This window comes from Microbacterium sp. JZ37 (assembly GCF_035188445.1).
Lineage (GTDB): Bacteria > Actinomycetota > Actinomycetes > Actinomycetales > Microbacteriaceae > Microbacterium > Microbacterium barkeri.
Genome location: NZ_CP045253.1, coordinates 208777 through 234932, shown reverse-complemented (window position 1 = coordinate 234932; position 26156 = coordinate 208777). Strand labels below are relative to the sequence as shown.

The following is a 26156-nucleotide window of genomic DNA, read 5'->3' as shown; positions in this document are numbered from 1 at the left end:
ATGCGAGCGAGACACCCGGCGCACGCACCGCGAGCAGCGGCCGTTCCGGCGCGCGCACCGCGGGCGCCTCGGCGATCCCGGCGGATGTCCGCGAGCGGCTACGCGCGGAGGCGACGGCGCAGCGCGGCGACGATCTCGGGAGTGCCGCCCGCCGCGAGGAACCACGCCTCGGCGCCGCCTCGCGAGGCGAGGTCGTCGAGGAACCCCTCCATCGCCGCCGCCGGCGCCGACAGGATCTCCTTCGGGATGTCGAGCGCGAGCTGCACGCCGACGGTCCGCGCCGCGACCGTGCGCCGTGCGCGGGCGTGCACGTGCGGCATGTTCTCGGCCGTGCGGACGTAGTCCGCGACGATCTCGTCGCCCGGCACGCCGACGAGGGCGAGAGCGAGCGCGACCGTGACGCCCGTCCGGTCCTTCCCTGCCGTGCAGTGGACGAGGACGGGGCCATCCGCCTGGGCGATCTCCTCGATCGCGCGCACGAGCAGCGCCGCGGCCTCGCCCTCGAGCATCGAGGCGTACATCCCGCCGAGTCCCGCGCGCAGGAACGCCGCGACGTCCTCCTCGTCGGCGTCCATGGTGGCGCGGCCGCCCAGGAGCGGCAGGTCCACGACTCGGCACACGCCGAGCAGCGGATGGTCCTCGCTCTTCTCGGCGTCGTCGCGGAGGTCGACGACGACGGCGGGCGGCCACTCCCCCACCTCGGGGGCGTCGTCGCCCGAGTGCGGGGCGTCGCTGCGCAGAAGCACGCCCGGCCGCACGCGCGCGGTCGACGATGCGACGTCGCGGAGGTTCACCAGGCCTCGGGGGATCTCGCGGATGCTCATTCGTCCTCCTCGTGGGCGGCGTCGGCGGCCGGAGGGTCTGCGGCCATCCCCCGCCAGGCTACGCGGACGGCCTTCTCGCAGCGCGCGACGGCGGCGGGATCGTCGAAGTTCACACCCCGCACGACGAACTGATAGTAGAAGACGCCGTTGATGAGGTCGATGCACGCGTCGATGTCGAGATCGTCGCGCAGCTCGCCCCGGCGGACGCCCTCGGCGAGCAGCGCGGCGACGCCGCCGCGCCGTCGCGCGACGTGCGAGCGCCAGTACGCCTGCGCGAGCTTGCGGTCCGTCATCGCGAGCCGCAGCCGCAGCCGAAAGCGCTCCTCCGTGTAGCCCGGCCCCGCCGATCCGGTCGTGTACGCCGCGAGGAGCGCCGCGAGCAGGTCATCACCCAGCGGGATGCGCGGCGCCTCGCGCCCGACGTCGAGGGCCGCCGCGAGCAGATCGGTCATGCTCGGCCACCGCCGGTAGAGCGCGGCGCGGCTGACGCCGCTCAGCTCGACGACCCTGCTGACGGTCACCTCCTCGCCGCGCTCGAGCAGCTCGACCGCGGCGGCGAGGATCCGTGCGTCGTGTCCCTCGGCACGCGGGCGACCGGGCCGTCGAGCCGACGTCGCGCCGCCCTCCGCGATCCCGCTCCGCTCGACACGACGAGCGGATGGCGCGGCGCCGGCCCGCACGGAGGCTGCGGTCGCGCTCATGCGGCGAGCGCGCGCTCGCGCAGGCGGCCGATGAGCGCGTCGGTGAGGCCGGCGGAGCGGAGCGGAGCGAGCGGATCCCCGTGGCGCGTCGCGAGCGCGCCGAGCAGGCCCCGCATGGGCGCCGGCGAGAACTCGGCGCGAGCGGCCGCGCGGGCCGCGTCATCGAGATCGAATCCGTATCGCGCCATGAGCGGCTGCATGACCGGCGCGATCCGCCGCATGATCGCTGCGGTGTTCTCGCCCGTGCGGGCGTAGTCCGCGACGATGTCGTCCGGCTCGGCGCCGAGCGTCAGCAGGATCGCCGCCGCGAGCACCCCCGTGCGGTCCTGCCCGGCGGCGCAGTGGAACGCGACCGTTCCGGGGGTGTGCGCGATGATCGCGAGCGCCGTGACGATCTGCGCGGCGGCGCCCTCGAACATCCGCACGTACATGCCCGCGAACGACGACTGGTCGAGCTCGATGTCGTCGATGCCGTCGCCGATCGACGCGAGGAACGGCACGTGGTGGTAGTTCACGTCGGCGAGCGCTCCGAACGGCCCGCGGCCCGTGAGCGCCACCTCGTCGGAGGAGCGCAGGTCGACCACCGCCCGCAGGCCGGCGGCGACGAGGCGGGCGGCGTCCTCCTCGGTGACGATCGAGAGGTCGTCGGCGCGGATCGCGAAGCCCTCGCGCACCGCTCCCCCGGCGACGGGGATGCCGCCGAGGTCGCGGAGGTTGACGGGCGCGGAGAGCGCGATGGCCGGGGCGTCGACGACGGTCATGTGATCTTCCTTCGGATGACGGCGCTTGCCTGGTCGATGACCGTGACGAGCACGATGATGCAGATGACGATCGCGGAGAGGTGGCCGTAGTCGTACATCTTCATGGCGGTGGTGAGCTCGAGGCCGATGCCGCCCGCCCCGACCATGCCGAGGATCGTGGCGCCGCGGACGTTGCCCTCGAACAGGAGCAGCGTGTAGGAGACGAGGAGCGGGGCCGCCTGCGGCAGGACGCCGTACTGCACGACCTGGCGCGGCGAGGCTCCGACCGCCTGCATCGCGGTGACCGGTCCGCGGTCGACCGACTCCATGGCCTCCGCGAACACCTTGCCGATCGACCCGATCGAGCCGATCGTCATCGCGAGGATGCCGGCGAAGGGCCCGAGGCCGACGGCCGAGACGAACATGAGCGCGAACACGAGGTCGGGCAGCGACCGGATGACGTTCATGACCCAGCGCGTGGGGTAGTACAGCCAGCGCGGGGCGATGTTCGACGCGGCGCCGAACGCGACGAGGAGCGACAGCACGGCGCCGAGCAGGGTCCCGACGATCGCCATCTGCAGGGTCTCCACGAGGAGCTCCGCGATCGTGCCGAACTTGTCCCAGGTCGGCGGGAAGAGGCGAGAGAGGAAGGCGCCCATGTTGACGGCGCCTTCGCCGAGCTTGCCGACGTCGAAGCCCGCGCCCGTGAACGACCACACGAGAAGGAGGGCCGCGACGGGCAGCCCGAGCAGGAACCGCGCGCGCGGCACGCGGAAGGCCCGCGCCATCCGCTCCCGGTCCCGCGGGTCCAGCTGCGGACTCCGCGGAGCGCGGTCGCGGCCGGCCCCCGCGGAGCCCGAGGCCCGCGCCGTGCGCTCAGGCGATGCCGTCGACATCCTGCTCCTCCTCGTCGTGCGCGTAGATGGGCTCGAGCGCGGTCGCGTCGAGCTGGGCGGTCGGCGCCGACACGAGCATCTCGCCGTGCCGGAGTCCGACGATGCGGTCGGAGTGCGCGAGCGCGAGCGGCATGACGTGCAGGCTCACGAGCACGGGGATGCCGTCCTCGCGGGCGATCTCGTGCAGCAGCTCAAGCACCTGGTGCGACATGCGCGGGTCGAGGGATGCCACCGGCTCGTCGGCGAGGATGACCTTGGGCGCCTGCATGAGGGCGCGCGCGATCGCGACCCTCTGCTGCTGGCCGCCCGAGAGCGATCGCGCCTCGTCCTGCGCCTTGTGCGCGATGCCGACGCGGTCGAGCAGCTCGAGCGCGCGGCGCCGGTGCGCGCTCGAGAAGCCGCCCACGAGGTTGAGCGGCCCTGCGTCGTGAAGCGCGCCGGTCAGGACGTTCGTGAGCACGCTGAGCCGGCCGACGAGGTTGAACTGCTGGAACACCTGGCCGACGGACGCGCGCACCTGCCGCAGCTGCCCGCGGCGCAGGTTCGCCATGTCGTACCCGCCGACGCGCACCGCGCCATCCGTGATGGGCGCGAAGCCCGTCAGGCTCTTCATGAGCGTCGACTTGCCCGAGCCCGACGAGCCGAGCAGCGCGACCATCTCGCCGGGGAAGAGGTCGAGGTCGACGCCGTCGAGAACCAGCGGGCCGTCTCCGTACGCGACCTTCAGCCCGCGCACCGAGACGAGCGGCAGCCGCTGGCGCAGCTCGGCCGTGGTCGGCTCGACGGCCGTGTCCGCGGGGCTCATCCGAGGTCCGAGATGTCGACGTCGGCGATCGCGGCGATGTCCACGAACGGCTCGAAGAGCTCGTCCTCCGGCTCGAGGATCGGCTCGGTGCCCTGCATCGCCTCGAACATCGCGCCGAGGGCCTCGGCGTTCTCCTCGACGAAGACCTTCGGAAGCGCCTCGAGCAGGAGCTCCCGCTTGTCGTCGGCGATGCCCTGGTCGGCGAGCACGGTCACCGCGACGGGCATCGAGTCGCTCTCGCCGATCGAGCGCGTCTCGCCCTCGGCGAACGGGAACATGTCGGTCCCCGTCATCGTGGGGAAGATCGTCGACGTGCACGCCACGTCGACCTGGCCCTCCTTGAGGGCGATGAAGCTCATGTCGTGGCCGCCCGAGAACATCGCCGTGTAGTCGGCGTCCTTCTCGAGGCCGGCGGCGTCGAGCATCGCGACGGGCATGAAGTACCCCGAGCTCGATGCGGGGTCGGCGAACGCGACGACCGTCTCGGGCGTGATGTCCTCGAGCGACTGGAGGGGCGAGTCGTCGAGCACGAGGCACGTCGACACGGGCTCGTCGCTGCCCGGCCACGCGAGGAGCGCATCGACCTCGCCCGTGTTGACGGCGAGCGCCGACGGGAAGCCGCTCATGAACCCGATGTCGACGTGGTGGTTGCGGATCGCCTCGACGACGGCCGTGTAGTCGGGCACGTCGACGATCTCGACCGCGCGGCCGGTCTCCTCCTCGACGAGACCGGCGAACGCCTCGATGGGGTTCTCGGCGGTCGGGTCGTCGCCGAGGGGCGTCGTGGCGAACGTGATGGGCGCGTCGGACGCGGCGGCCGCGGCATCGTCGGATGACGAGCTCGAGCACGCGGAGAGGGCGACGGCTCCGAGGGCGAGGAGGCCGAGGGCGGGGAGAGCGCGGGCGCGCATGGCGGGTGTCCTTTCGGGAGGAGATATCGCGACGGGCGATATCGAAAGGCAACCCGGTCGAGGTGACACCGAATTACGAGACCGCCGTACCCGGAAGGGAATCCGAGGTGAACATCCCGTGACGGCGCGCCCGCCCCCTCACACCCCGTCGCGCTCGCTCGCGAGTCGCTGCGAGATCCACACGGGGATGAACGACAGCACGATGATGACCGTCGCGACCACGTTGACCACGCTCGCCTCGTTCGGCCGGGCCATCTGGTTCATGATCCACAGGGGCAGGGTGTCGACGCCGGCGGGCGCCGTGAAGATCGTCACGACGACCTCGTCGAAGCTGAGCGCGAACGCGAGGATGCCGCCCGCGGCGAACGCGCTGCGGAACTGCGGGAACGTCACCATGCGGAACGTCTGCCACGGCGTCGCGCCGAGGTCGGCGGAGGCCTCCTCGACGTTGGGGCTCAGCCTCCGCAGTCGCGCGAGCACGTTGTTGAACACCATGACGATGCAGAAGGTGCCGTGCGCGATGATCATGCCGAAGTAGCCGACGTGGATGCCGATCGGCTCGAGCAGCTGGTTGTAGGTGTTGTTGAGCGCGACACCCGTGACGACGCCGGGAAGCGCGATCGGCAGCACGACGAGCAGGTTCACGGTCTGCTTGCCGAAGAAGGCGTGGCGCTGCAGCGCGAAGGCGACGAGGGTCCCCAGCACGAGGGCGATCGCGGTCGCGCCGAGCCCGACCGCGACCGAGTTGCCCACGGCGGCGCGCACCGGCTCGCTCGCGAGCGCGGCTCCCCACCACTGCAGCGAGAAGCCGCGGATGGGCCAGCTCGCGATGCGCGCCTCGTTGAACGAGTTGAGCACGACGAGCAGGAGCGGCACGTACATGAACGCGAGGACGGCCGCGACGATGGCGCCGAGCGCGATCCGCGCGCCGAGGGAGAGTCTGAGCATGACGGCCTCACATCCGCTGCAGCGCGCCGGTGCGCTGCACGCTGATCAGGTAGATGACGACGAAGGCGATCGGCACGACCGAGAAGGCCGCCGCGATCGGGGGGTTGAGGTTGATGTTCGAGGCGATGACGCTGCCGATCATCTGCGTGGACCCGCCGACGAACTTGGCCGCGATGTAGTCGCCGAGGCTCAGCGAGAACGTGAAGATCGAGCCGGCGATGATCGCGGGCTTCACGAGCGGGATCACGACCGTGCGGATGGTGCGGCCCGCGCCCGCGCCGAGGTCGGCGGACGCGTCGAAGAGATTCGGAGGCAGCTGGCGGATGGCCGTGTAGACGGGCACGGCCATGTACGGCAGCCACAGGTAGGTGAGCGTGAGCACGACCGTGATCACGCTGAACCCGGGGCCCGTGATCCCGAGCGGCGCCATCACGGCGTTGAAGAAGCCGTCCTCCGTGAAGGTGATGCGCATCGCGAGGATCTTCACGAGGTAGCCCGCCCACAGCGGGAGCGTGATCGCGACCGCGAGCACGGCGCGCAGCCACGTCGGCGCGATCTTCGCCATGAAGATGCCCAGCGGCACCGAGATGAGGATGCAGAGCACGGTGACCGCGAGGGCGATCGCGAGGGTGCGCAGCGCGGTCGAGAGGTAGGCGGGATTCGCGACGAGCTGCTCGAAGTTGCGCAGGGTGAACCCGGGCTCGACCTTCGAGGTGAAGGGGTCGGTCACCCAGAACGCCGTCACGAGCAGCATGACGAGCGAGAAGATGTAGATGCCGATGAGCCAGGCCATCGGGAGCGCGAGCAGGCCCGCGAGCTGGAGTCGCCGTTTCATGGTCGTCCTGTCGTGAAGAGGAGACGGCGGGGCGGCTGGGGTCCGCCCCGCCGGGCTGGTCAGCTCTTGACGGAGAGCCAGGCGTCCGTCCACTGCTGGAAGTTGGTGCACGTCACATCCGTGCGGCCGTCGACGCACTGCTCGATCGGCGTGGTCCAGAACCACACCTTGTCGAAGTACTCCTCGTCGGTCGCGTGGTAGTACTCGCAGTGCTCCTTCGCCTCGTCGCTCGTCTCGCAGAAGGCGGCGTTGGCGGGGGCCATGCCGAAGTTCATCGCGATCGCGCCGTTCACCTCGGGCGACGAGGTGTAGTCCATCCACGCGTACGCGCAGTTGGGGTTCTCGGCCTCGGCCGCGAGCATCCAGGCGTCCGACCATCCGGTCGAGCCCTCCTCGGGCAGCACGCTCTTGAACTTCTCGTCCTCGGTGAGCTTGCGCAGCACCTCCCACGACGTGCCGAGCACGGTCGTCCCGCCGACGAAGGAGGTGATCTGCGCGGCCGGATCGGCCCAGTACTCCGACACGATCTCGTTCTGCTGCTGGAGCAGCTCGATCGCGGCGTCGAGCTGGGTCCGGTCGAGCGCGTACGGGTTGGTGATTCCGAGCTCGGGCTCGTGCGCCATGAGGTACACCGCCGCGTCGGCGATGTAGATGGGAGCGTCGTACGCGATCACCTTGCCGGCGTAGGGGCTGTCGGCCTCCCATGCGACGTCCCAGCTCGTGGGCTCCTCGGTCACGACCTCGCTGTTGTACTGCAGGATGTTCGCACCGCGCCCGATCGGCACGCCGTACGACTTCCCGTTGATGGTGTCGTAGACCTGCCCCTTCATGCCCTCGACGATGTCGTCTCCGAAGTTCGGGATGAGATCGAGGTTGAGGGGCGCCACGTCGCCGCCGGCGATGAGGCGCAGGCTCGCGTCGCCCGACGCCGAGACGAGGTCGTAGTCGCCGGTGCGCATGAGCTGGACCATCTCATCGCTCGTGCCCGCCACGCGCCGGTTCACGACGCAGCCGGTCTTCTCCGTGAACGCGTCGCTCCATGCGGGCTCGACGAAACCGCTCCACGCGACGATGTTCACCTCGCCCTCGTAGTCGCCGAGCTCCTCCTGCATCGGCACATCGGGGACGTCGATCTGGAGCCCGCCGGCGGCCTCCTCGCCGCCCGCGGCCTCCGACGTGCTGCTGCAGCCGGTCACGGCCAGCAGCGAGACGGCGACGAGCGCCGCTGGGGTCATCATCCTGGATCGCATTTGATCGCTCCTCGTTCGGTTCTTGTGTGATGGGTGGATGGCGGATGGCCGCGGTCAGGGAAGGCGCGCGGCGTGGTCGGCGAGCCAGCCGACGCGCACGGCGGCGCCGCGCTCGACGGCCTCGGCCGCGGACGGATGGTGGGCGTTGGGGCGCTCGGCGATGAGCTGCAGGCCGCCCTCGACGTCGACGAGGTACCGGGTCGACGGCCCCGTGTAGACGACCTCCGCCACGACGCCCGCGACCGTCACCTCGCCGGGGCGTGCGTGCTCGTCCGGCCCGAGCACCCGCACGCGCTCGGGCCGGATGCTGAGCGCCTCGCGGCGGCCGGCGATGCGCTCGGCCGCGTCTGCGGGCAGCAGATTCGAGAGGCCGAGGAACCGCGCGACGAACTCGGTCTGCGGGTACTCGTACACCTCGCGCGGCGTGCCGATCTGCTCGATCCGACCGCCGTTGAAGACCGCCACGCGGTCGCTCAGGGTGAGCGCCTCCTCCTGGTCGTGCGTCACGAAGATGAACGTGATGCCGACCTCGCGCTGGATCTGCTTGAGCTCGATCTGCATCTGCTCGCGCAGCTGCTTGTCGAGCGCGCCGAGCGGCTCGTCGAGCAGGAGCACCTGCGGGCGCAGGATGAGCGCACGGGCGAGGGCGATGCGCTGACGCTGGCCGCCCGACAGCTGGTGCGGGAGCCGCTGCGCGACGTGGGCCAGCCGGACCTGCTCGAGTGCGGAGCCCACGCGCTCGCGGCGCGCGGCCCTCCCCTCGCCCCGCACTCGCAGGCCGTACCCCACGTTCTCCTCGATCGTGAGATGGGGGAACAGCGCGTAGTCCTGGAAGACCGTGTTGACCTGCCGTCGGTGCGGCGGCACCCGGGTCACGTCGACGCCGTTCAGCGAGATGGCGCCCGACGTCGCGTCCTCGAAGCCGGCGATCATGCGCAGGACGGTCGTCTTGCCGGAGCCGGACGGCCCGAGCATCGAGAGGAACTCGCCCGGGCGGACGTCGAGGTCGAGATCCTTCACGGCGTCGAACTCGCCGAACGTCTTCGTGACACCGCGGAGCGAGACAGCACCCACGTGCGGGTCGCCGGACTGCGGGCGGGCGGGTGCGGCAGCGGGCGATGAGCTCATCGCTCCTCCTCGGATCATCGTCGAACACGGAAGCTGAGGTTTAACATATGAACCCATAGTTCATATTTCAAGTCTCGAAGGCATAACGTTGGGACGACCGCTCTCGAGGGAGGACCGCTCATGGCCGCACAGGCGCCGCCGCACGCCGTCGCCTCCTCGGGCCCGCGACGCCTGCAGGGCGCGCTGTTCCAGCCGATCGGCGACGAGGGGCGCGCCGCGCTCGTCGAGCGCCGCCTCGATGAGGCGATCACCGGCGGGCACCTGCGCGCGGGCGAGCGCCTGCCGAGCGAGACCGATCTCGCGAAGAGCTTCGGGGTCGCCCCGGTCACCGTCCGCGAAGCGCTCCTCTCGCTGCGCTCGCGCGGCCTCGTCGTGACGCGGCGCGGCCGCGGCGGCGGCAGCTTCGTCGCGGAGGATGCCGACCCGCTCGCCCACGCGCGCGACGCGGTCCGTCGCGCGACGCGGACCGCGCTGCGCGACATGGGCGTCCACTACGCCGCCATCACGGGCGCGGCCGTCCGTCTCGCCGCACGGCGTGCCGACCCCAGCGAGGCGCGCCTCGTCGCGCGCCACCTCGAGCGGCTCGACCCGGCCGACATCGAGGCCTGGCGCCGCATCCTCGACGACGCTCAGCTCGAGCTGGTCGCGCTCAGCCAGTCGGCGCGGCTGACCCGCGTGCAGATGCAGCTGCAGGCCGAGCTCTCCCCGTACCTGCGGCTCATCGACGCCGACGCGTCCGCGCGCGACGCCTACCGCGCTGGCCTCGAGCGCGTCGTCGCGGCGATCGAGGCCGGCGACGACGTCGGCGCCGGCCGCGAGGTCGAGGAGATGACGGCCGCCGTGATCGACACCCTCATCGAGCTGCGCTCGCGACCCGCCGCGAGCGCAGACGACGTCCCGTGAACCTCAAGGAGGAGGTCAGCATGCACCAGGACACCGACACCGCCGTCGACCGTGCCGCGTCGATCGTCGAGAGCTACTTCCGCGCGCCCGTTGACAGCCTCGTCGAGACCGCCGCCGCCGTCTCGCGGGATCTCGACGCCGTGCGCGCGGCAGGGCCGCTCACGGTCTCCGAGCTCGACGCGCTCGTCCAGCCGCACGCGATGACGCTGCTGGCGCTGCCTGACCTCGCCGTGTACGGCGCGGGCTACGTCGCGGCGATCGACCTGCTCGACGACGCACGCAGCCACCTCGCCTGGTGGCAGGGCAGCGACCGGTCGCGCCTCGTCCTCGCGGCGCAGTCGCTCGGCAAGGAGCGCATCGACTACAGCGAGATGGAGTGGTTCCGCGTGCCGCACGCGACGGGCCGCCCGCACGTCGCCGGCCCCTACGTCGACTACCTCTGCAGCGACGAGTACACGGTCACCATCGCTGCGCCCGTCGCCTCCCGCGGCGCGTTCGCCGGCGTGGCCGCGCTCGACCTGCTCGTCGACTCGATCGAGCGCGACCTCACGCCGCGCCTCGAGGAGGTGGGGCTCCCGGTGACCCTCGTGAACGGCGTCGGCCGGGTCGTCGTGTCGACCGACCATCGCTCGGGGGCCGGCGACTCGGTGCGCGGGAGCCGCCTCGCGACGCTGCCTCGCGTCTCCTGCGGCGAGGTCGCGCTCGACGTCATCGTGGGGTGATCCGCGCGCTCTTGTAGCGTGAAGGCCATGTCCGGAACGACGCAGCAGAGCGTGCCGTTCGACGCGCGCCCCCTCACCGAGCCTGTCGACCGCGCCGACGTGAAGCGGTTCGCCGACGAGCTCTCGCGGCGCTTCCCGAACGGCACCGGGGCCGGCGCGGTGATCGCGGTGATCGCGATCGTCTTCGTCGGCGTCATGATCCTCGGGTTCGGCGGCCTCATCCTGTCGATCCTGCTCATGGTCACGGACGCCGACGGCGGCTCGGGGGCCGGCGTCTGGGTCTCGCTCGGCATCGCGGCCTTCATCATCGGCGCGGTCGTCTGGGGCGTGCGGGCGTTCCAGGGGCAGCGCCGCGAGCGGCAGTACCGGCTCGACCGCTTCGCGCGCGCGAACGGCATGAGCTACCTCCCGTCGCTCGGCGACCCCGCCCTCCCCGGCATGATCTTCGGGCTCGGTCGCGCCCGCCGCTCGAACGATCTCGTGCGCGGCGACGCGCCGCGGTTCGCGGAGTTCGCGAACTACCAGTACACGACCGGCTCGGGGAAGAACCAGACCACGCATCGCTGGGGCTACGTGGCCATCCGACTCGACGCACCGCTGCCCCACATCGTGCTCGATGCCGTGGGCAACAACACGATCTTCGGCTCGAACCTCCCGGTCGGCTTCGACAAGGACCAGCGGCTGTCGCTCGAGGGCGACTTCGACCGGCACTTCGCGCTGTACTGCCCGCAGGGCTACGAGGCCGACGCGCTCTACCTCTTCACGCCCGACATCATGGCGCGCTTCCTCGACCACGCCGGGCAGCTCGACGTCGAGATCGTCGACGACTGGCTGTTCCTCTACACGCGGCGCGAGGTCTCGACGCTCGATCCCGCGACCTGGGCGTGGCTCTTCTCGGTCGTCGCCGCCCTCATCCACAAGCTCGATCAGTGGGGGCGCTGGCGTGACGAGCGGCTCGCGGCGGGCACGGGGGTGCCGCGTCCGATCGCCTCGGGGCACCACGAGGCGCCCGCCTTCTCGGCGGCCGCGCCCCTCACGCCTCCGCCGCGCGGCGTCGCCGAGCCGGGGCGGCGCCTCAAGCGCCGGTTCTCGTGGTTCGGCGTCGTCATCATCGCCTTCGTGATCCTGCAGTTCGTGCTGCAGGTGATGGGCGTGCTCGACTGAGCGGATCGGCCGCGCCGATCGCGACGCGGCGCCCGCTCTCGCGATACCAGCGGGCGCAGAGGAGCACGACGAGCCCGAGCTCGACGACCCCGCCCGCGTAGTACATCGTGAGCGCGCCGAGCCGCTCGTCGGCGACGGAGGTCGCACCCGGGGGATGCGCGTAGAGGAGCTTCGCGAGAACCGCGTGCGATGCCATCGCGAGGACGAGCACGATCGCGCGCGTCGTCCATCGGCTCGGATGCGGGTTCGGGTCGACGCCGATCAGCGCGGCCGCGAAGAGGTAGCCGGCCGCGACGGTGTGCGCGTGCACGACGAGGTGCACGAACGGGCTCGCCTGCATCGCCTCGTGCAGCGGCGTGAGATGGATGAGCCACAGGCCGCCCGAGGAGAGGAGCGCCGCGGTCACGGGGTGCGCGAGCACGCGCACGGGCGCGCTGCGCAGCAGGCGCGACAGCCGCCTCGCCGGCGTGACGGGGAGCGTGCGGAGAGCGAGGGTGACGGGCGCGGCGAGCACGAGCAGAATCGGGGCCAGCATGCCGCCCACGACATGGCCCCACGCGTGTCCGACGAAGCTGCCGTGAACGGTCGAGGCGAGCGGCTCGACGACCGGTGCGGTCGCGGCCGCGATGCCGACGCACCAGAGGGCCATCCGGTGCACGGGCCACGGCCGTCCGCCGCGCCGCGAGGCGATCGCTCCTGCCGCGTACGACGCGACCGCGAGCGCGGCCACTGCGAGGACGACGACGTCGAGCGGGACTCCCGCCCCGTGGGCGTGCGCGTGGCCGCCGGACATCGGCGTCATCGCTCGACGTGCGCCCACGCGGCGGCCGGGCGCGTGCGGACGACGAGGACGAGTCCCGCCGCGAGCAACAGCACGGCGATCGCGTTCCAGGCGATGTCGTAGGGCAGGACATCGTCCACGTACCGGATCTGGTGGAGCCCGAGCACCTTGTGCTGGATCGTCCCGTCGTACAGCTGGAAGGCGCCGGCGCCCAGCAGGGCTCCGCCGATCCAGCGCGGCGTCCAGAGCGCCCCGCGCCGCGCGACATCCGCGAGGAGGAACAGCCCGGCCACGGTGCCGAACCAGCTGAAGGCGTGGAAGAGCCCGTCCGACACGAGGCCGGCCGCGGGGGTGCCGCGGTCGTAGAAGTGGTGCCAGTGCAGGATCTGGTGGAACACGGCCTCGTCGACGAACGCGACGAGGCCCATGCCGAAGAGCGCACCGGCCCACGCGGTGCGCGTCGCGTACGTGCCGCGCGCGGCCCACAGGGTCCGGGGGTCAGGAGATCCGGCCATGCTCCGACGCTCTCGCGTGCGCCGTCGCCATCCAAGCCATGGACATCCGCCGACCCGTCGTGCTACGCGCGGCGTCGCACAGCGCCGAGCCATCCGCAACCCCCTCGCGCCATCCGAGCGCCCTGCGCAGACTCGACGCGACGAGGAGGACACATGAAGGCGCTGACGTACCGAGGTCCGTACAAGCTCCAGGTGACGGAGAAGCCCGACCCCCGCATCGAGCATCCCAACGATGCGATCGTCCGCGTGACGCGGGCCGCGATCTGCGGGTCGGACCTGCACCTGCTGCACGGGATGCTCCCGGACACGCGCATCGGGCACACGTTCGGCCACGAGTTCATCGGCGTCGTCGAGGAGGTCGGCGGCTCCGTGCAGCGCCTCGCGGTCGGCGACAAGGTCATGGTGCCGTTCAACATCTTCTGCGGGTCGTGCGCGTTCTGCCGACAGGGCCTCTTCTCGAACTGCCACAGCGTGAACGCGAACGCGACGGCGGTGGGCGGCATCTACGGCTACTCGCACACGGCGGGCGGCTATGACGGCGGGCAGGCGGAGCGCGTCCGCGTGCCGTTCGCGGACGTCGGGCCGATGGTCATCCCCGAGTGGCTGAGCGACGAGGACGCGCTCATGCTCACCGACGCGTTCACGACCGGCTACTTCGGCGCGCGGCTCGGGCACATCGAGGAGGGCGACACCGTCGCGGTCTTCGGCGCGGGCCCCGTGGGGCTCGCCGCGGCGCGCTCGGCCTGGCTCATGGGCGCGGGCCGCGTGCTCGTGCTCGACCACCTCGACTACCGCCTCGAGAAGGCGCGCTCGTTCGCGTACGCCGAGACGCACGCTCTGTCGGAGATCGGCGATCCCGTGCTGCACCTCAAGCGCGAGACCGACCACCTCGGGGCCGACGTCGTGATCGACGCCGTGGGCGCCGAGGCCGACGGCGGATGGCTGCAGCACGTCACCGCCTCGAAGCTCAAGCTCCAGGGCGGCTCTCCGGTCGCGTTGAACTGGGCGATCGACGGCGTGCGCAAGGGCGGCAACGTCGCCGTGATCGGAGCGTACGGCCCGCTGCACAGCGCGGTCCGGTTCGGCGACGCGATGAACAAGGGGCTCACGATCCGCGCCAATCAGACCCCCGTGCGCGCGATGTGGCCCGCCCTGCTCGACCACGTGCGCGCCGGCCGACTGGCGCCGCGCGAGCTCGTGACGCACCGGCTGCCGCTCGACGACATCGTCGACGGCTACCACATGGTCTCGGCGAAGCTCGACGACTGCATCAAGACCGTCGTCGAGGTCTCGGACGACTGAGGAGGATGGACATGACGCAGCCCGTCGACGCGCTCCGCCCGCGCATCCCCGGCTGGGGGATCGAGCTCGAGGACGGATGGCGTGAGGAGCACGAGCTCGACCCGCAGGATCTCGCTGCCCCCTGGGCACTCGAGGAGCGGATGTCCGACCCCGCGCGCGAGCACTCGATCGAGCATCCGCAGCTGCCGCCCGTGTTCGGCACCGCGCAGCCGCTGCACGGGCTCTCGGGCAGGATCCGCCGGATCGCCTACGCCCGGTACAGCGAGGGCAAGCTGCGGCACTGGCTGCTGCTCGTGCTCGGCGACCGCGTCGAGTCGATCGGCGCGCATGTGCGCTCGCTCGCGTCGCGCCATCCCGACAACCCGATCACGCAGACGGGCGTGCGGGGAGAGTGGAGCCGGCGCCCCGTCGGGTCGCGCATCGGCCGCGGCCGCATCGACCTCCGCCACGCGTGGATGGACCCGATCATCGTCGTCGGGCCGTGGGTGCTCGCAGGCGTCCTCGCGGTGCGCGCCCTCGGCTCCCTCACGCGACGCCGGTAACGGCAGCCCAGATCTGCATGTCTCACTCGCCGTCGGTTCGGCGCCCCGATACCCGCCGTGAACGAGACATGCATGAAGGGGGCGGCGTGAACCGGGGCGCGCTCCCGACATGCGGCTACGCCCGGGGCGTCAGGCCGAAGTGCTCCAGCTCGGGCTCCGTGAGCATGCGCGACCGGATGAGGAACCGCATGCCCGTGGGCGACTCGACGCTGAACCCTCCCCCGCGCCCCGGCACGACGTCGATCGTGAGGTGCGTGTACTTCCAGTACTCGAACTGCGACTCCGACATGTAGACCTCGATCGGGTCGTCGAGACCCGCGTCGATCGTCCCGAGCAGCACATCGCCCGTGCCGGTCAGGTACATCCCGACCGGATAGCACATGGGCGACGAGCCGTCGCAGCACCCGCCCGACTGGTGGAACATGAGCGGCCCGTGCTGGGCCGTGAGCGTGCGCAGGAGAGCAGCCGCCTCCTCGGTGACCGCGACCCTGCTGAGCTCCTCGGACATCCCTCCTCCTTCCCTGTGCACCCGCGACGTCGTCGTCGCGGGGATCCGACGCCCGGGCGGGGATTCGGGTCATCCCGCCCGGGCGGATCCGATCGGATCAGAAGAAGCCCATGGGCCCCTCCGCATAGGAGACGAGAAGGTTCTTCGTCTGCTGGTAGTGATCGAGCATACGCAGGTGGTTCTCCCGACCGATACCCGACTGCTTGTAGCCGCCGAAGGCGGCATGCGCCGGGTACTGGTGGTAGGTGTTCGTCCACACCCGCCCTGCTTCGATCGCGCGACCAGCACGGTAGCAGAGGTCGGCACTCCGGCTCCATACCCCCGCGCCCAGGCCGTAGAGGGTGTCGTTCGCGGTCGCGATGGCGTCGTCGTACGTGTCGAAGCCGGTGACCGAGACGACGGGGCCGAAGATCTCCTCCTGGAAGATCCGCATGCTGTTCTGCCCCTCGAACACGGTCGGAGCCACGTAGTACCCGTCCGTGAGGTCGCCGCCGAGGTCGACGCGCTCCCCGCCCGCGAGGACCTTCGCGCCCTCGTCCTTGCCGATCTGGATGTACGACAGGATCTTCTCGAGCTGGTCGTTCGACGCCTGCGCGCCGATCATCGTCTCGGGGTCGAGCGGGTTGCCCTGCCGGATCCTCGAGACGCGGTCGAGCCCGTCCGCCAGGAACGCGTCGTAGATCGACCGCTGGATGAGCGCGCGCGACGGACACGTGCAGACCTCGCCCTGGTTCAGGGCGAACATCGCGAAGCCCTCCTTCGCCTTCTCGTAGTACGCGTCCTGCGCCGACGCGACGTCCTCGAAGAAGATGTTCGGGCTCTTGCCTCCGAGCTCGAGCGTCACGGGGATGAGGTTCTGCGACGCGTACTGCATGATGAGGCGCCCGGTGGTCGTCTCGCCCGTGAACGCGACCTTGCGGATGCGCTTGTGCGACGCGAGCGGAGCACCGGCCTCGATGCCGAAGCCGTTCACGATGTTGACGACGCCCGCCGGCAGGAGGTCGCCGATGAGGTCGAAGAGGAACAGGATCGACGCGGGCGTCTGCTCGGCGGGCTTGAGGACGACGCAGTTGCCCGCGGCGAGCGCGGGCGCGAGCTTCCACGTCGCCATGAGGATGGGGAAGTTCCACGGGATGATCTGGCCCACGACGCCCAGCGGCTCGTGGAAGTGGTACGCGACCGTGTTCTCGTCGAGCTGGCTGATCCCGCCCTCCTGCGCACGCAGCACGCCTGCGAAGTAGCGGAAGTGGTCGACCGCGAGCGGGATGTCGGCCGCGAGTGTCTCGCGCACCGGCTTGCCGTTCTCCCACGTCTCGGCGACGGCGATCGCCTCGAGGTTCTGCTCGATGCGGTCGGCGATCCGGTTGAGGATGACGCTGCGCTCGGCGGGGCTCGTGTGCCGCCACGACGCGAACGCCTTCCACGCCGTCTCGACGGCGCGGTCGATGTCCTCGGCTGTGCCGCGGCCGACTTCGCAGAACGGCTTGCCGTTGACGGGCGAGATGTCCTCGAAGTACTCGCCCTTGACCGGGGCGACGAACTCCCCGCCGATGTAGTGGCCGTAGCGAGCGCGGTACTGGGCGACGGAGCCCTTCTCGCCCGGGGCGGCGTAGACGCTCGAGACGCCCTCTTCCACGATGGTCATTGCTGTCTCCTTCGACTGCGCGACGTCGCGGGGATGCCCCCGCGTGGCTGTGCCGTCACGCTACGTCGGCGGAGGTTGCATCGGATTGCGCGCGGGGCGCTACTCGAGCGCCGCGAGCCGGGCGACGACGCCGGCGCGCCGCGGCGACCGGGCCGGGAGCATCCGCAGCACCTGCCGCAGCGCCTCGACGTCGTCGGCGCCAGCCGCGGTGTCGGTGTACGCGAGGAGCACGTCGACGCCGGCCTCCGCGAGGAGCGCCTCCCGCAGGGACGAGCGGATGGTCTCGCGCAGCTCCTCGACGCCCGGTGCGGCCGAGTCGGGCAGCACGTCGCCCCGGTAGGCCGCGAGCGCGACGCGGTGGGCGCCGCGGTCGAGGAGCGAGAGCACCTGCTGCGCGTCGGTCTCGATGTCGCCCGCCATCCGATACGGGCGGGACTCGGGGACGAGCGCCGGCGCCATCCGCTCGAGCAGCTTGCGCAGCCGCACCATCTCGGGCCGCAGCGTGCCGATCGCGGCGGGGTCGCCGTACACGAGCTCGGCGAGCCGCTCGGCTGTGAGCCCCTGACGATGGGTCGCGAGCATCAGCACGAGCTCGGCGTGGCGCATGCCGAGCTCGACGACGCGCTCGCCGCCGTCTCCGGCGAGGGTGAGCAGCGCGCGATCGCGGCCGAGCACGCTGAGCGTCGCCCGCTGCGCCGTCTCGACGCGTCGACGCGGCTTCCGCGACGGCTCCCTCTCCGCGCGCAGCCGCGCGACCAGGAGCTCGCCCTCGACCGCGCGCGCCGTGGCGTCGACGAGCAGCTGCGCCTGCGGGGTCGCGGCCTCGTCGCCGCCGGTCACGTCGATGACCCCGATGAGGCGGCCGTTCTCGGGGTCTCTGACCGGGGCGGCCGTGCACGACCACGGCTGCACGAAGCGGTTGAAGTGCTCGGCGCCGCGCACCTGCACCGACCTCCCGAGGGCGAGCGCCGTGCCGGGTGCCGCGGTGCCGACCCGGTCCTCGGCCCAGTTCGCGCCCTCGACGAAGCCCATGTCGCCCGTGAGCGCGCGCACGCGGCGGTCGCCCTCGACCCAGAGGAGGCGCCCGGCGGCATCGCCGACCGCGACGACGACGCCCGCCTCGTCGGCCTCGCCGGGGAGGAGGAGCCCGCGGATGAGCGCGAGCGCGCCCGCGAGCGGATGGGCACGCCGGTACTCCTCGAGGGCGGCTCCGGTCAGCTCGAGAGCGGGCAGGGCCTCGGCTCCCACCGCGCTGCCGACGGACCTCCGCCACGACTCCCGCACGAGCGGCCGCACCTGCGCGAGGCGCGGATCCGCGCTGTTGCCGGCGAGGAGCTCATCGTGCGCGCGCTCGACGAGGAGCCGTGAGGCGCGGACGCCCTCGCTGCGCAGCCACGGCGACGACATGGGGCTCCTTCCTCGTCGAGGGAGCGGATGGCCACCAGTGTAGGTCGCCGCGGTGCCGCCGGGGAGGCCCGGTCAGCGCTCGGGCGTCTGCACCGTGAGGAACTCCGACGTGCGGCGCAGCGCGAACCCGAGCTTCTCGTAGGCGCGGATCGCGCCGACGTTGTCGGCCGCCGCATGCAGGAGGGCCCGGTCGCCGCGCTCGCGGATGTGGAAGGCGACATCGAGCACGAGCCGCGACGCGAGGCCCTGCCGGCGGTAGGCCTCGTCCGTCGACACGGCGCTGATCTCGGTCCAGCCGGCCGGGTGCAGGCGCTCCCCCGCCATCGCGACGAGGCGGCCGTCCCGCCGCACGCCGACGTAGCGGCCGAGCTCGTGCGTGCGCGGCAGGAACGGGCCGGGCTGGTTGCGCTCGACGAGCGCGAGCATGTCGGCGACGTCGCCCGCGCCGAGCTCGACGGCCTCGTCGAAGGGCACGGGCGCGAGCCGATCCGTCTCGACGAGCTGGACGCCCGAGCCGCGGCCGAGCTCGGCCCATCCGCTCGGGAGCTCGGGGTCGGCGTTCGAGATCGTGACGGGCGCGCCGGGCCCGAACACGTCGATGAGCGCGTCCCACACGTCGGGGTCGCTCCACGAGCGCACGCCGACGAACGGCGAGACGTCGGCCGGGTAGTGCTTCACGAGCTCGTTGCCGATCGCGAAGTGCGCGTGCGGGCCGGTGAGGGATGACCAGGCCGGGTTGTCGAGGACCGCGTCGTCGATCGCGGGGTCGGCGGGCAGCGGGATGGCCGAGGTCATGGGAGTCCTCCTGTCGAGCGGATGGCGGCACGAGCGGCAACGCGCGACGCCCGCGGACGCTTCCCGACACGCCCGCGGGTGAGGCGGGGTGAATGCGCGGGCGAAAAAGCGGGGCGAACCTGCAGATCCGCTGAGTGCGGACGGTGGCCGGGCAGAAGTCCCCATAGGGTCGAAGGCGGGGTTGGGGAATCTCGGCGTGCTCGCACGCCCATGCGATCGTTCGGTCTGGGGCCGACGGTCATCTCGGCTTGGTGCCGTGCGCTCTTGGAGCGCGCCGTGTCTCCTGCCCTCTCGAAAAAGAGGCTGTCTGGGGAGGCACCGGTGAAAACGGAGACACCGACGTTCGGCGTGCGCGGAAGGCGCCGTGACGGACGACGACGCAGGACGCGACGCGGCGCGATGGCGGTCATCACGACGCTCGTCGCAGGGCTGGTCGGAGCGACGGGCACGCTCGTCGTCGCGGAGCCCGCTGCGGCGACGTATGCGGAGGGCGGATCGGGCCGGCACATCGGCGCGATCGACTGGATCGAATGGGGCGCGAGCGGCGCTCCGATCACGAACGGGACGACCGCGACGAGCACGCGCGACATCGCGGGCCAGGAGCTCACGACGACGTGCACGATCACGGATGTCGTCGGCAGCGTCGCGGCGTACCGCTCGGGCGACTACAGCGGCGACTCGCTCGACGACCTGTACAACATCGGCGGCGCGGGCTCCGCGAACCAGATGGTGTACGGCCTCGTGAACCGCGACAACGGCGCGACGGTGAGCTTCCACTTCTCGTGCGAGACGCGCCTGAACGGCGCCCTCGTGCCGCTCGGCGGCCTCGTCGTCGCCGATGCGGAGTCGAGCAACCGGAGCCAGGGCGAGTACGTCCAGGCCAAGCCCGACGAGGCCGCCACGACCTGGCGCGTGATCGAGCGGGCGCGCAGCTGCGACACGAACGTGCTGGCGACCCTCGCCACCGACAAGACCCTGCGCCTGCACCCGGATGCCGAGCAGTGCTCCTCGCGACAGCGGGGTGGCAGCGGCCCGATGGCGATCGGCTACATGGACGGCGCGACCGGCGCCGCGGTGACGGTCAAGGGCGGCGGCAAGAGCGCCGTCGCGCTCGGCGTCGTCCTCGAGGCGGACTTCGGCGACGCCCCCGAGAGCTACGGCGCTGCCGGCGCCCTCTTCGAGCGCGCCTGGACCGGCGGCGAGGTGCCGGTGGGCGAGACGAACGTCTCCTCGTCTTCGTTCGCGCTGGCGACCCAGAGCCAGCCCCGCACGCGCCTCGGGGCGATCGTCGACTCGGACAACGGCCACCAGTTCAGCGCGGCCGCCGACGCGGACGACCGCACCGCGCAGGCCGATGAGGACGCGGTGGGCGCGATCGGATCGATCGATGTGACGCCCGGGGAGCCCTACGTGCTCGAGGACGTGTCCTGCACGGGGCCCGGGTTCGTCGCGGCCTGGATCGACTGGAACCGCAACGGCGCCTTCGACGACGGCGAGCGCTCGGGAGCGGTCGAGTGCGTCGGCGCGTCCGTCGACCTGGCATGGACCGTGCCGATGGACGCGCAGGACGGCGCGAGCTTCGCGCGCATCCGCATCGCCCAGACGGCGGATGGCGTCGCCTCGCCCGTGGGAATGACGACGACGGGCGAGGTCGAGGACCACGCGCTCTCGATCGCCCTGCCCCACCTCGCGATCGAGAAGATCTCGGACGCAACCGCGGACACGCGCCCCGGCGACACGGTCGCCTACACGGTCCGCGCGCGGAACACGGGAGCCACCGCGTACACCGAGGCGTATCCGGCCGTCGTCTTCGACGATCTCTCGGGCGTGCTGGACGACGCCGCGTACAGCGACGACGCGCGGGCCGACCGCGAGGGCGACCTCGCGTACGCCGAGCCGCTGCTGTCGTGGACCGGGCCCCTCGCCGCGGGCGACGCCGTCGAGATCACCTACACGACCACGGTGAAGGCCGGCGGAGACGGCACCGCGCGCAACGTCGCGTGGGAGCCGAACGACCCCGAGAACCCGGCGACCCCGAGCTGCGACCCCGCCGACGGCGGCGTCGACCCGACGACGGGTGAGCCCTGCGCGGAGGCCGTGCACCTGCTCCCGAAGCTGAAGGTCGTGAAGACCGCGGTCACCGAGGAGCTCCCCGCTGTCGGCGAGACCGCGACGTTCCGCATCGAGCTCACGAACGTGGGCCCCGGCGCCTTCACGGCCGAGGAGCCCGCGCGCGTCGAGGACGACCTCGTCGACGTGCTCGACGACGCGGTCTTCGGCACCGTGACGTCCGATGTCGACCCGCAGCCGGTCTTCGACGGCGAGCGCTATCTCACGTGGCAGGGCGCTCTCGCGTCGGGCCAGACGGTGACGATCGAGTACACGGTCGACTTCCGAGGCACGGGCGACAACGTCCTGCGCAACACCGCGTGCGTGCCCGAGGCCGACACCGCGTCCGGCGCACCGAGCTGCGACTTCGCGCAGATCCCGGCGGCGAACCTCACGTGGTGGAAGACCGTCAAGACAGACGACGACCCCGTCGTCGCCGGCTCGACGCTCGAGTACACGCTGTGGTTCGCGAACGACGGCGAGGCCGATGCGACCGTCGACGCGGTCGACCACCTCGTGCACGTGCTCGACGACGCCGACGTGACCGTCGAGCCGTCGTCCGACACACTCACGGTCGTCCGCGACGGCGACCGCATCGCCATCACGGGCACGGTCGCTCCCGGCGCCACGGTGCCCGTGCGGTACACCGTGACCGTGAAGCCGGATGGGCAGCGCGGCGACGACATCGCGGCGAACTTCCTCCTGCCCGCGGGCGAGGAGCCGCCGACCGAGCCCGTCTGCGAGCCCGACGCCGCACGCTTCCCCGACTGCACGACGACGCCCATCGCGGCCGTCGAGTACGCGAAGTCGGTGACCGCGTCGACCGATCCGGTCGCCGAGGGCACGGTGCTCACCTACGAGATCACCGTCACGGGCACGGGCGAGACGACCGCGCCCGTCGCCCGTGAGGACGACCTCTCGGGCGTTCTCGACGACGCCGATCTGACGACCCAGCCGTCGTCCGACACGGAGTCGGTCACGGTGACCGAGGTGCAGGATGGCCGCTTCGCGATCGGCGGCATGATCGGCGCGGGCGAGACCGCGACGATCACCTACACGGTCACGGTCAAGGCCGCAGCCGATCGGGGCGACCACCGGGCCGACAACTTCCTCGTGGCGCCGGGTGAGACCCCGAGCACCTCGTGCGAGAGCGGCGACGACTGCACGTCGACCCCGATGCCCGCGATCTCGGCCGCCAAGTCGGCCGACCCGGCGACGGGCGAGACGGTCGTCGCGGGCCAGCGCGTGACCTACACGCTCGAGTTCCGCAACGACGGCACGGCGGCCGGCGGCGTCGAGTACGTCGACGACCTGTCCGGTGTGCTCGATGACGCGGCCCTCGTCGACGACCCGTCCTCCGCCGTGCTCGACGCGGTGATCGACGGAGACGCTCTGCGCGTGTCGGGCACGCTCGAGCCGGGCCAGGTCACGACCGTCGAGTACACGGTCGAGGTCGGGCAGGATGGCGCGCGCGGCGACAACCGCCTCGCCAACGTCCTCGCGCCGAGCGACCTCGAGGACCCGTCGTGCGACGACGCCCTCGTGTCGTGCACCGAGCACCCTGTTCCCGAGCTCGCCTCGTGGAAGTCGGTCGAGGCATCCGCGACGCCCGTCGCCGCGGGAACCGAGCTGACCTACACGCTGCACTTCGAGAACACGGGCGAGGCGCCCGCGAGCGTCGACGAGGTCGACCACCTCGTCCACGTGCTCGACGACGCCGACGTGACCGTCGAGCCGACCGCGGGAGCCCTCACGGCCATCCGCGACGGCGACACGATCGCGATCACGGGCGAGGTGGCACCGCGCTCGGTCGAGACCGTGATCTACACGGTGACCGTGAAGGCCGACGGCGAGCGCGGCGACGACATCGCCGCGAACTTCCTGCTGCCGGCGGGCGAGGAGCCGCCGACCGAGCCGACGTGCCAGCCGGCCGACGGCGAGCGCCCCGACTGCACGGTGACGCCCATCGGGCGCCTGCTCACCGGCAAGGCCGTCGAGGCGTCGTCCGACCCGATCGTGACGGGCACGGAGCTCATCTACACCCTGACGTTCGACAACCAGGGCGAGGGCCCCGCGACCGTCGCGCACATCGACCGCCTGGCCGACGTGCTCGACGACGCCACGCTCAGCGAGGCCCCGGTGGCCTCCGATGACGCGCTGCAGGTGACCGAGGTGCTGAACGGCGCCTTCGCGATCACCGGCGAGCTCGCGGCAGGCCAGGTCGTGACCGTGCGCTACACGGTCGTCGTCAACGCCGAGGGCGAGCGCGGGAACGACGTCGCGGCGAACTTCCTCGTGCCCTCGGGCGAGGAGCCGCCCGCGACGTGCGACGGGGCCGACTGCACCGTGACGCCGATCGGCCGCATCACGGCCGAGAAGTCGGCCGACCCGGCATCGGGCACGGCCGTCGACACCGGCGACCGCGTGACGTACACGCTGTCGTTCGCGAACGACGGCCAGGCCGCGACCGCGGTGGACTGGACCGACTCGCTCGCCGACGTGCTGGACGACGCCGAGCTCGTCGAGGGCCCGACGGCGGATGGCCTCACGGCCGTCCTCGACGGAGACGTGCTGCACGTCACGGGAACGCTGGACACGGAGGCCACCGCCGCGGTGACCTACACGGTCGAGGTGCGCCCGTATGACGAGCAGGGCGATCACACGCTGGCGAACCACCTCACCCGGACGGGCGAGGAGCCGCCGACCGCGTGCGACCCCGACTCGCGCCTGTGCACGGAGCACCCGACGGTGACGCCGACGCCCGAACCCACGCCCGAGCCCACTCCGACGGACCCGGCACCCGAACCCACGCCCGGGCCGACACCGACGGACCCGGCACCCGAGCCCACGCCGGAGCCCACTCCGACGGACCCGGCACCCGAACCCACGCCCGAGCCGACACCGACGGACCCGGCACCCGAGCCCACGCCCGAGCCGACGCCGACCGACCCGGCACCCGAGCCGACACCGGAGCCGACGCCGACCGACCCGGCACCCGAGCCGACACCGGAGCCGACACCGACGGACCCGGCACCCGAGCCGACCCCGGAGCCGACGCCGACCGACCCGGCACCTCAGCCCAGCGAGCCCGCGGAGCCGGAGCCGAGCGAGCCCGCGGAGCCCGCGCCATCCGAGCCCGCCGACCCCGCGCCGAGTGCGCCGGCGGACCCGACCCCGGCCCCGCAGCTGGAGGACGACGGCTCGCTGTCGCCCACGGGGGTGTCCATCACGGTGGGCGCGCTCCTGGCGGCGCTCGTCGCCGCGGCCGGCGGTGCGGCCCTGATGGTCCTCCGCCGTCGTCGCGAGCGCGACGCGGCCTGACCCGATGAGAGACGGCCGGTCATCCGAGAGGATGGCCGGCCGTCTCTCTGTCTGCCACGGTGGCCCGCCCTCACTTCTGGGGCAGCGCCAGCCGCCACGCGGTCGCCGACACCCCCGGCTCAGCCGACACGGCGTAGTGCTCCCCCTCCGCGGGATACGCACGCAGGGTGACGGATGCGCGTCCCCGCGGGTGCACTTCGACGATCGACGCGTCGATGAGAATGCGCACGTCGTCGCCCTCGAGCTCGCCCCGCCACACGACCTGGTCGCCCAGGCGCAGGTCGGCCGCCCCCTCCCCCGAGAGCCGGACCTCCGCCTGATCCGGGAGCGCTGCGGGGTCGACCTCCTGGGCTCGGAGCGCGTCCAGCTCGCGTGCGGGTGCGAGCTCGACGTCGTCGCCGCGCACGCTCAGCTCGCGCGGGAACGTGAGCAGCCCCGACCATCCCTGCGCGTCGCTGTCCTCCTGGGCGCGCGCACGGGCGCCGTCCTCCGCGACCTCCTGCGCCCATCCCCACAGGAGCACGCGGTCGCCGCGCTCATCCTGCACGGCTTGCGGCGCATAGAACGCCGCCCCCTCGTCGAGGATCCCCGAAGCGCGCCCGCGGAACGCGGGCAGGCCCGAGGCGGGATCGATGTCGAGCGCGCCGATGATGTAGCCGACACCGAGATGCGGCTGGCCGTCGCGCCACAGCGACACGAGCACGACCCAGTCGTCGCCGCTGCGCACGAGCTGGGGGCACTCCCAGCCTTCGCATGCCGGCAGCTGCGCCGCCACCTCGTCGTCCGAGGTGAGCAGGAAGCCATGCTCCTCCCACGCGTCGAGGTCGTCGGCGGCATAGAGCAGCAGCGCGCCGCGATCCCCCGCGACACCCGATCCCTGCAGGGCCCAGCGGCGGCCGCCGAGCTCGAAGAGGAACGGATCCCGCACCATCGTGATCGCGGGGTCGGCCGGCATCCGTGCCGCGACGTGTCCGGTCTGCTCCCACGTCTCGGCGTCGGAGGATCCGCGCGCGATCACGACCTCCGAGCGACCGTCGAAGCCGACGACCCCCGAGTAGATCGCGGTCGGGACGCCGCCGTCGAGCGCGCCGACGCCGCTGAAGCAGCCGGCGGCATCGGGCCCGCCCTCCTGCGGGCGCAGGGCGATCGGATGCTCGTCCCACCGCAGCAGGTCGGGCGAGCTCACGTGGCCCCAGCAGATGCGCTCGTGCCGCGCCGAATCGGGGTTGTACTGGAAGAACAGGTGCCACCGCCCCTCCGTGAAGAGGATGCCGTTGGGGTCGTTCACCCAGCCGCGCGCGGGGCGGGGGTGAAGCCGCGGGAAGCTTCGATCGGGGTGGTCGACGGCCGGGGCGAGGATGTCCGACATGGGGTCCTTTCGTGAGGGGGATGACGCGCGGCTTC

23 protein-coding genes are annotated in these 26156 nt (G+C 72.1%); 6 read left to right on the top strand and 17 right to left on the bottom strand.

Features of this window, described 5'->3' with window-relative positions; genetic code table 11:
* Nucleotides 1-98: 98 nt before the first annotated feature.
* From GC092_RS01045 to GC092_RS01000, 10 genes are all read right to left on the bottom strand, one after another.
* Nucleotides 99-824 (bottom strand): tyrosine-protein phosphatase, encoded by a 726-nt coding sequence (locus tag GC092_RS01045; protein ID WP_324013559.1) that lies wholly within the window; start codon nucleotides 822-824, stop codon nucleotides 99-101.
* Entirely contained in the window at nucleotides 821-1525 is a 705-nt protein-coding gene (locus tag GC092_RS01040) for a TetR/AcrR family transcriptional regulator (RefSeq protein ID WP_324013558.1), read from the bottom strand. Before GC092_RS01040 ends, GC092_RS01045 begins: the two co-directional genes overlap by 4 nt.
* Nucleotides 1522-2286, bottom strand: coding sequence for a tyrosine-protein phosphatase (locus GC092_RS01035; RefSeq protein ID WP_324013556.1), 765 nt, complete (start codon nucleotides 2284-2286; stop codon nucleotides 1522-1524). The genes GC092_RS01040 and GC092_RS01035 overlap by 4 nt, the downstream gene beginning before the upstream one ends.
* Nucleotides 2283-3161 (bottom strand): phosphonate ABC transporter, permease protein PhnE, encoded by an 879-nt coding sequence (phnE, locus tag GC092_RS01030; protein ID WP_324013555.1) that lies wholly within the window; start codon nucleotides 3159-3161, stop codon nucleotides 2283-2285. The genes GC092_RS01035 and phnE overlap by 4 nt, the downstream gene beginning before the upstream one ends.
* Entirely contained in the window at nucleotides 3142-3966 is an 825-nt protein-coding gene (phnC, locus tag GC092_RS01025; protein WP_324013554.1) for a phosphonate ABC transporter ATP-binding protein, read from the bottom strand. Before phnC ends, phnE begins: the two co-directional genes overlap by 20 nt.
* Nucleotides 3963-4877, bottom strand: a complete 915-nt coding sequence (gene phnD / locus GC092_RS01020; RefSeq protein ID WP_324013553.1) for a phosphate/phosphite/phosphonate ABC transporter substrate-binding protein — start codon at nucleotides 4875-4877, stop codon at nucleotides 3963-3965. The genes phnC and phnD overlap by 4 nt, the downstream gene beginning before the upstream one ends.
* 138 nt (nucleotides 4878-5015) lie before the next feature.
* Nucleotides 5016-5825, bottom strand: a complete 810-nt coding sequence (locus GC092_RS01015; RefSeq protein WP_282979870.1) for an ABC transporter permease — start codon at nucleotides 5823-5825, stop codon at nucleotides 5016-5018.
* Between the two features lie 7 nt (nucleotides 5826-5832).
* Nucleotides 5833-6660: an ABC transporter permease gene (locus GC092_RS01010; RefSeq protein ID WP_271174100.1), complete on the bottom strand. Its 828-nt coding sequence runs from the start codon at nucleotides 6658-6660 to the stop codon at nucleotides 5833-5835.
* A 59-nt stretch (nucleotides 6661-6719) separates the two neighbouring features.
* Nucleotides 6720-7895 carry an extracellular solute-binding protein gene (locus tag GC092_RS01005; protein WP_416383300.1) on the bottom strand — a complete coding sequence of 392 codons (1176 nt, stop codon included), beginning with the start codon at nucleotides 7893-7895 and terminating at the stop codon, nucleotides 6720-6722.
* Between the two features lie 69 nt (nucleotides 7896-7964).
* Nucleotides 7965-9038: an ABC transporter ATP-binding protein gene (locus GC092_RS01000; RefSeq protein ID WP_271174102.1), complete on the bottom strand. Its 1074-nt coding sequence runs from the start codon at nucleotides 9036-9038 to the stop codon at nucleotides 7965-7967.
* 120 nt (nucleotides 9039-9158) lie between these two features.
* Between GC092_RS01000 and GC092_RS00995 the strand changes: the two genes are divergently transcribed.
* Genes GC092_RS00995 through GC092_RS00985 form a run of 3 tightly spaced genes read left to right on the top strand, consistent with a single transcriptional unit; the run spans nucleotide 9159 to nucleotide 11827 of the window.
* Nucleotides 9159-9941: a FadR/GntR family transcriptional regulator gene (locus GC092_RS00995; RefSeq protein ID WP_324013550.1), complete on the top strand. Its 783-nt coding sequence runs from the start codon at nucleotides 9159-9161 to the stop codon at nucleotides 9939-9941.
* A 20-nt stretch (nucleotides 9942-9961) separates the two neighbouring features.
* The gene (locus GC092_RS00990; RefSeq protein WP_324013548.1) at nucleotides 9962-10663 is read left to right on the top strand and encodes a cache domain-containing protein; all 702 of its coding nucleotides are present in this window, start codon (nucleotides 9962-9964) and stop codon (nucleotides 10661-10663) included.
* A gap of 27 nt (nucleotides 10664-10690) precedes the next feature.
* Nucleotides 10691-11827 carry a hypothetical protein gene (locus tag GC092_RS00985; RefSeq protein WP_324013546.1) on the top strand — a complete coding sequence of 379 codons (1137 nt, stop codon included), beginning with the start codon at nucleotides 10691-10693 and terminating at the stop codon, nucleotides 11825-11827.
* Here the strand turns inward: GC092_RS00985 and GC092_RS00980 are convergent.
* On the bottom strand, nucleotides 11772-12629 hold the full coding sequence (locus GC092_RS00980) for a cytochrome c oxidase assembly protein (protein ID WP_324013544.1): 858 nt from the start codon (nucleotides 12627-12629) through the stop codon (nucleotides 11772-11774). The two genes, GC092_RS00985 and GC092_RS00980, sit on opposite strands and share 56 nt — an antisense overlap.
* Nucleotides 12626-13123 (bottom strand): DUF2243 domain-containing protein, encoded by a 498-nt coding sequence (locus tag GC092_RS00975; RefSeq protein WP_324013542.1) that lies wholly within the window; start codon nucleotides 13121-13123, stop codon nucleotides 12626-12628. Before GC092_RS00975 ends, GC092_RS00980 begins: the two co-directional genes overlap by 4 nt.
* A gap of 153 nt (nucleotides 13124-13276) precedes the next feature.
* On the opposite strand from GC092_RS00975, the gene GC092_RS00970 reads away from it, so the two are divergent.
* On the top strand, nucleotides 13277-14425 hold the full coding sequence (locus tag GC092_RS00970) for a zinc-dependent alcohol dehydrogenase (RefSeq protein WP_324013541.1): 1149 nt from the start codon (nucleotides 13277-13279) through the stop codon (nucleotides 14423-14425).
* An 11-nt stretch (nucleotides 14426-14436) separates the two neighbouring features.
* The gene (locus tag GC092_RS00965) at nucleotides 14437-14967 is read left to right on the top strand and encodes a hypothetical protein (protein WP_282979881.1); all 531 of its coding nucleotides are present in this window, start codon (nucleotides 14437-14439) and stop codon (nucleotides 14965-14967) included.
* Between the two features lie 115 nt (nucleotides 14968-15082).
* Here GC092_RS00965 and GC092_RS00960 read toward each other — a convergent pair whose 3' ends face one another.
* The 4 genes from GC092_RS00960 to GC092_RS00945 all read right to left on the bottom strand — a co-directional run bounded on the left by GC092_RS00960 (nucleotide 15083) and on the right by GC092_RS00945 (nucleotide 19322).
* Nucleotides 15083-15475: a DUF779 domain-containing protein gene (locus GC092_RS00960; protein WP_282979883.1), complete on the bottom strand. Its 393-nt coding sequence runs from the start codon at nucleotides 15473-15475 to the stop codon at nucleotides 15083-15085.
* A gap of 97 nt (nucleotides 15476-15572) precedes the next feature.
* On the bottom strand, nucleotides 15573-17120 hold the full coding sequence (locus GC092_RS00955; RefSeq protein WP_324013539.1) for an acetaldehyde dehydrogenase ExaC: 1548 nt from the start codon (nucleotides 17118-17120) through the stop codon (nucleotides 15573-15575).
* Nucleotides 17121-17219: 99 nt separating this feature from the next.
* Nucleotides 17220-18527, bottom strand: a complete 1308-nt coding sequence (locus GC092_RS00950; RefSeq protein ID WP_324013536.1) for a GAF domain-containing protein — start codon at nucleotides 18525-18527, stop codon at nucleotides 17220-17222.
* A gap of 72 nt (nucleotides 18528-18599) precedes the next feature.
* Nucleotides 18600-19322 (bottom strand): GNAT family N-acetyltransferase, encoded by a 723-nt coding sequence (locus tag GC092_RS00945; protein WP_271174113.1) that lies wholly within the window; start codon nucleotides 19320-19322, stop codon nucleotides 18600-18602.
* 399 nt (nucleotides 19323-19721) lie between these two features.
* Between GC092_RS00945 and GC092_RS00940 the strand changes: the two genes are divergently transcribed.
* A complete protein-coding gene (locus GC092_RS00940) occupies nucleotides 19722-24752 on the top strand; it encodes a CshA/CshB family fibrillar adhesin-related protein (RefSeq protein WP_324013535.1) in 5031 nt (1676 codons plus the stop codon).
* A 70-nt stretch (nucleotides 24753-24822) separates the two neighbouring features.
* On the opposite strand, the gene GC092_RS00935 is transcribed toward GC092_RS00940, so the two are convergent.
* Nucleotides 24823-26121, bottom strand: coding sequence for a glycoside hydrolase family 32 protein (locus tag GC092_RS00935; RefSeq protein WP_324013534.1), 1299 nt, complete (start codon nucleotides 26119-26121; stop codon nucleotides 24823-24825).
* Nucleotides 26122-26156: the final 35 nt, after the last annotated feature.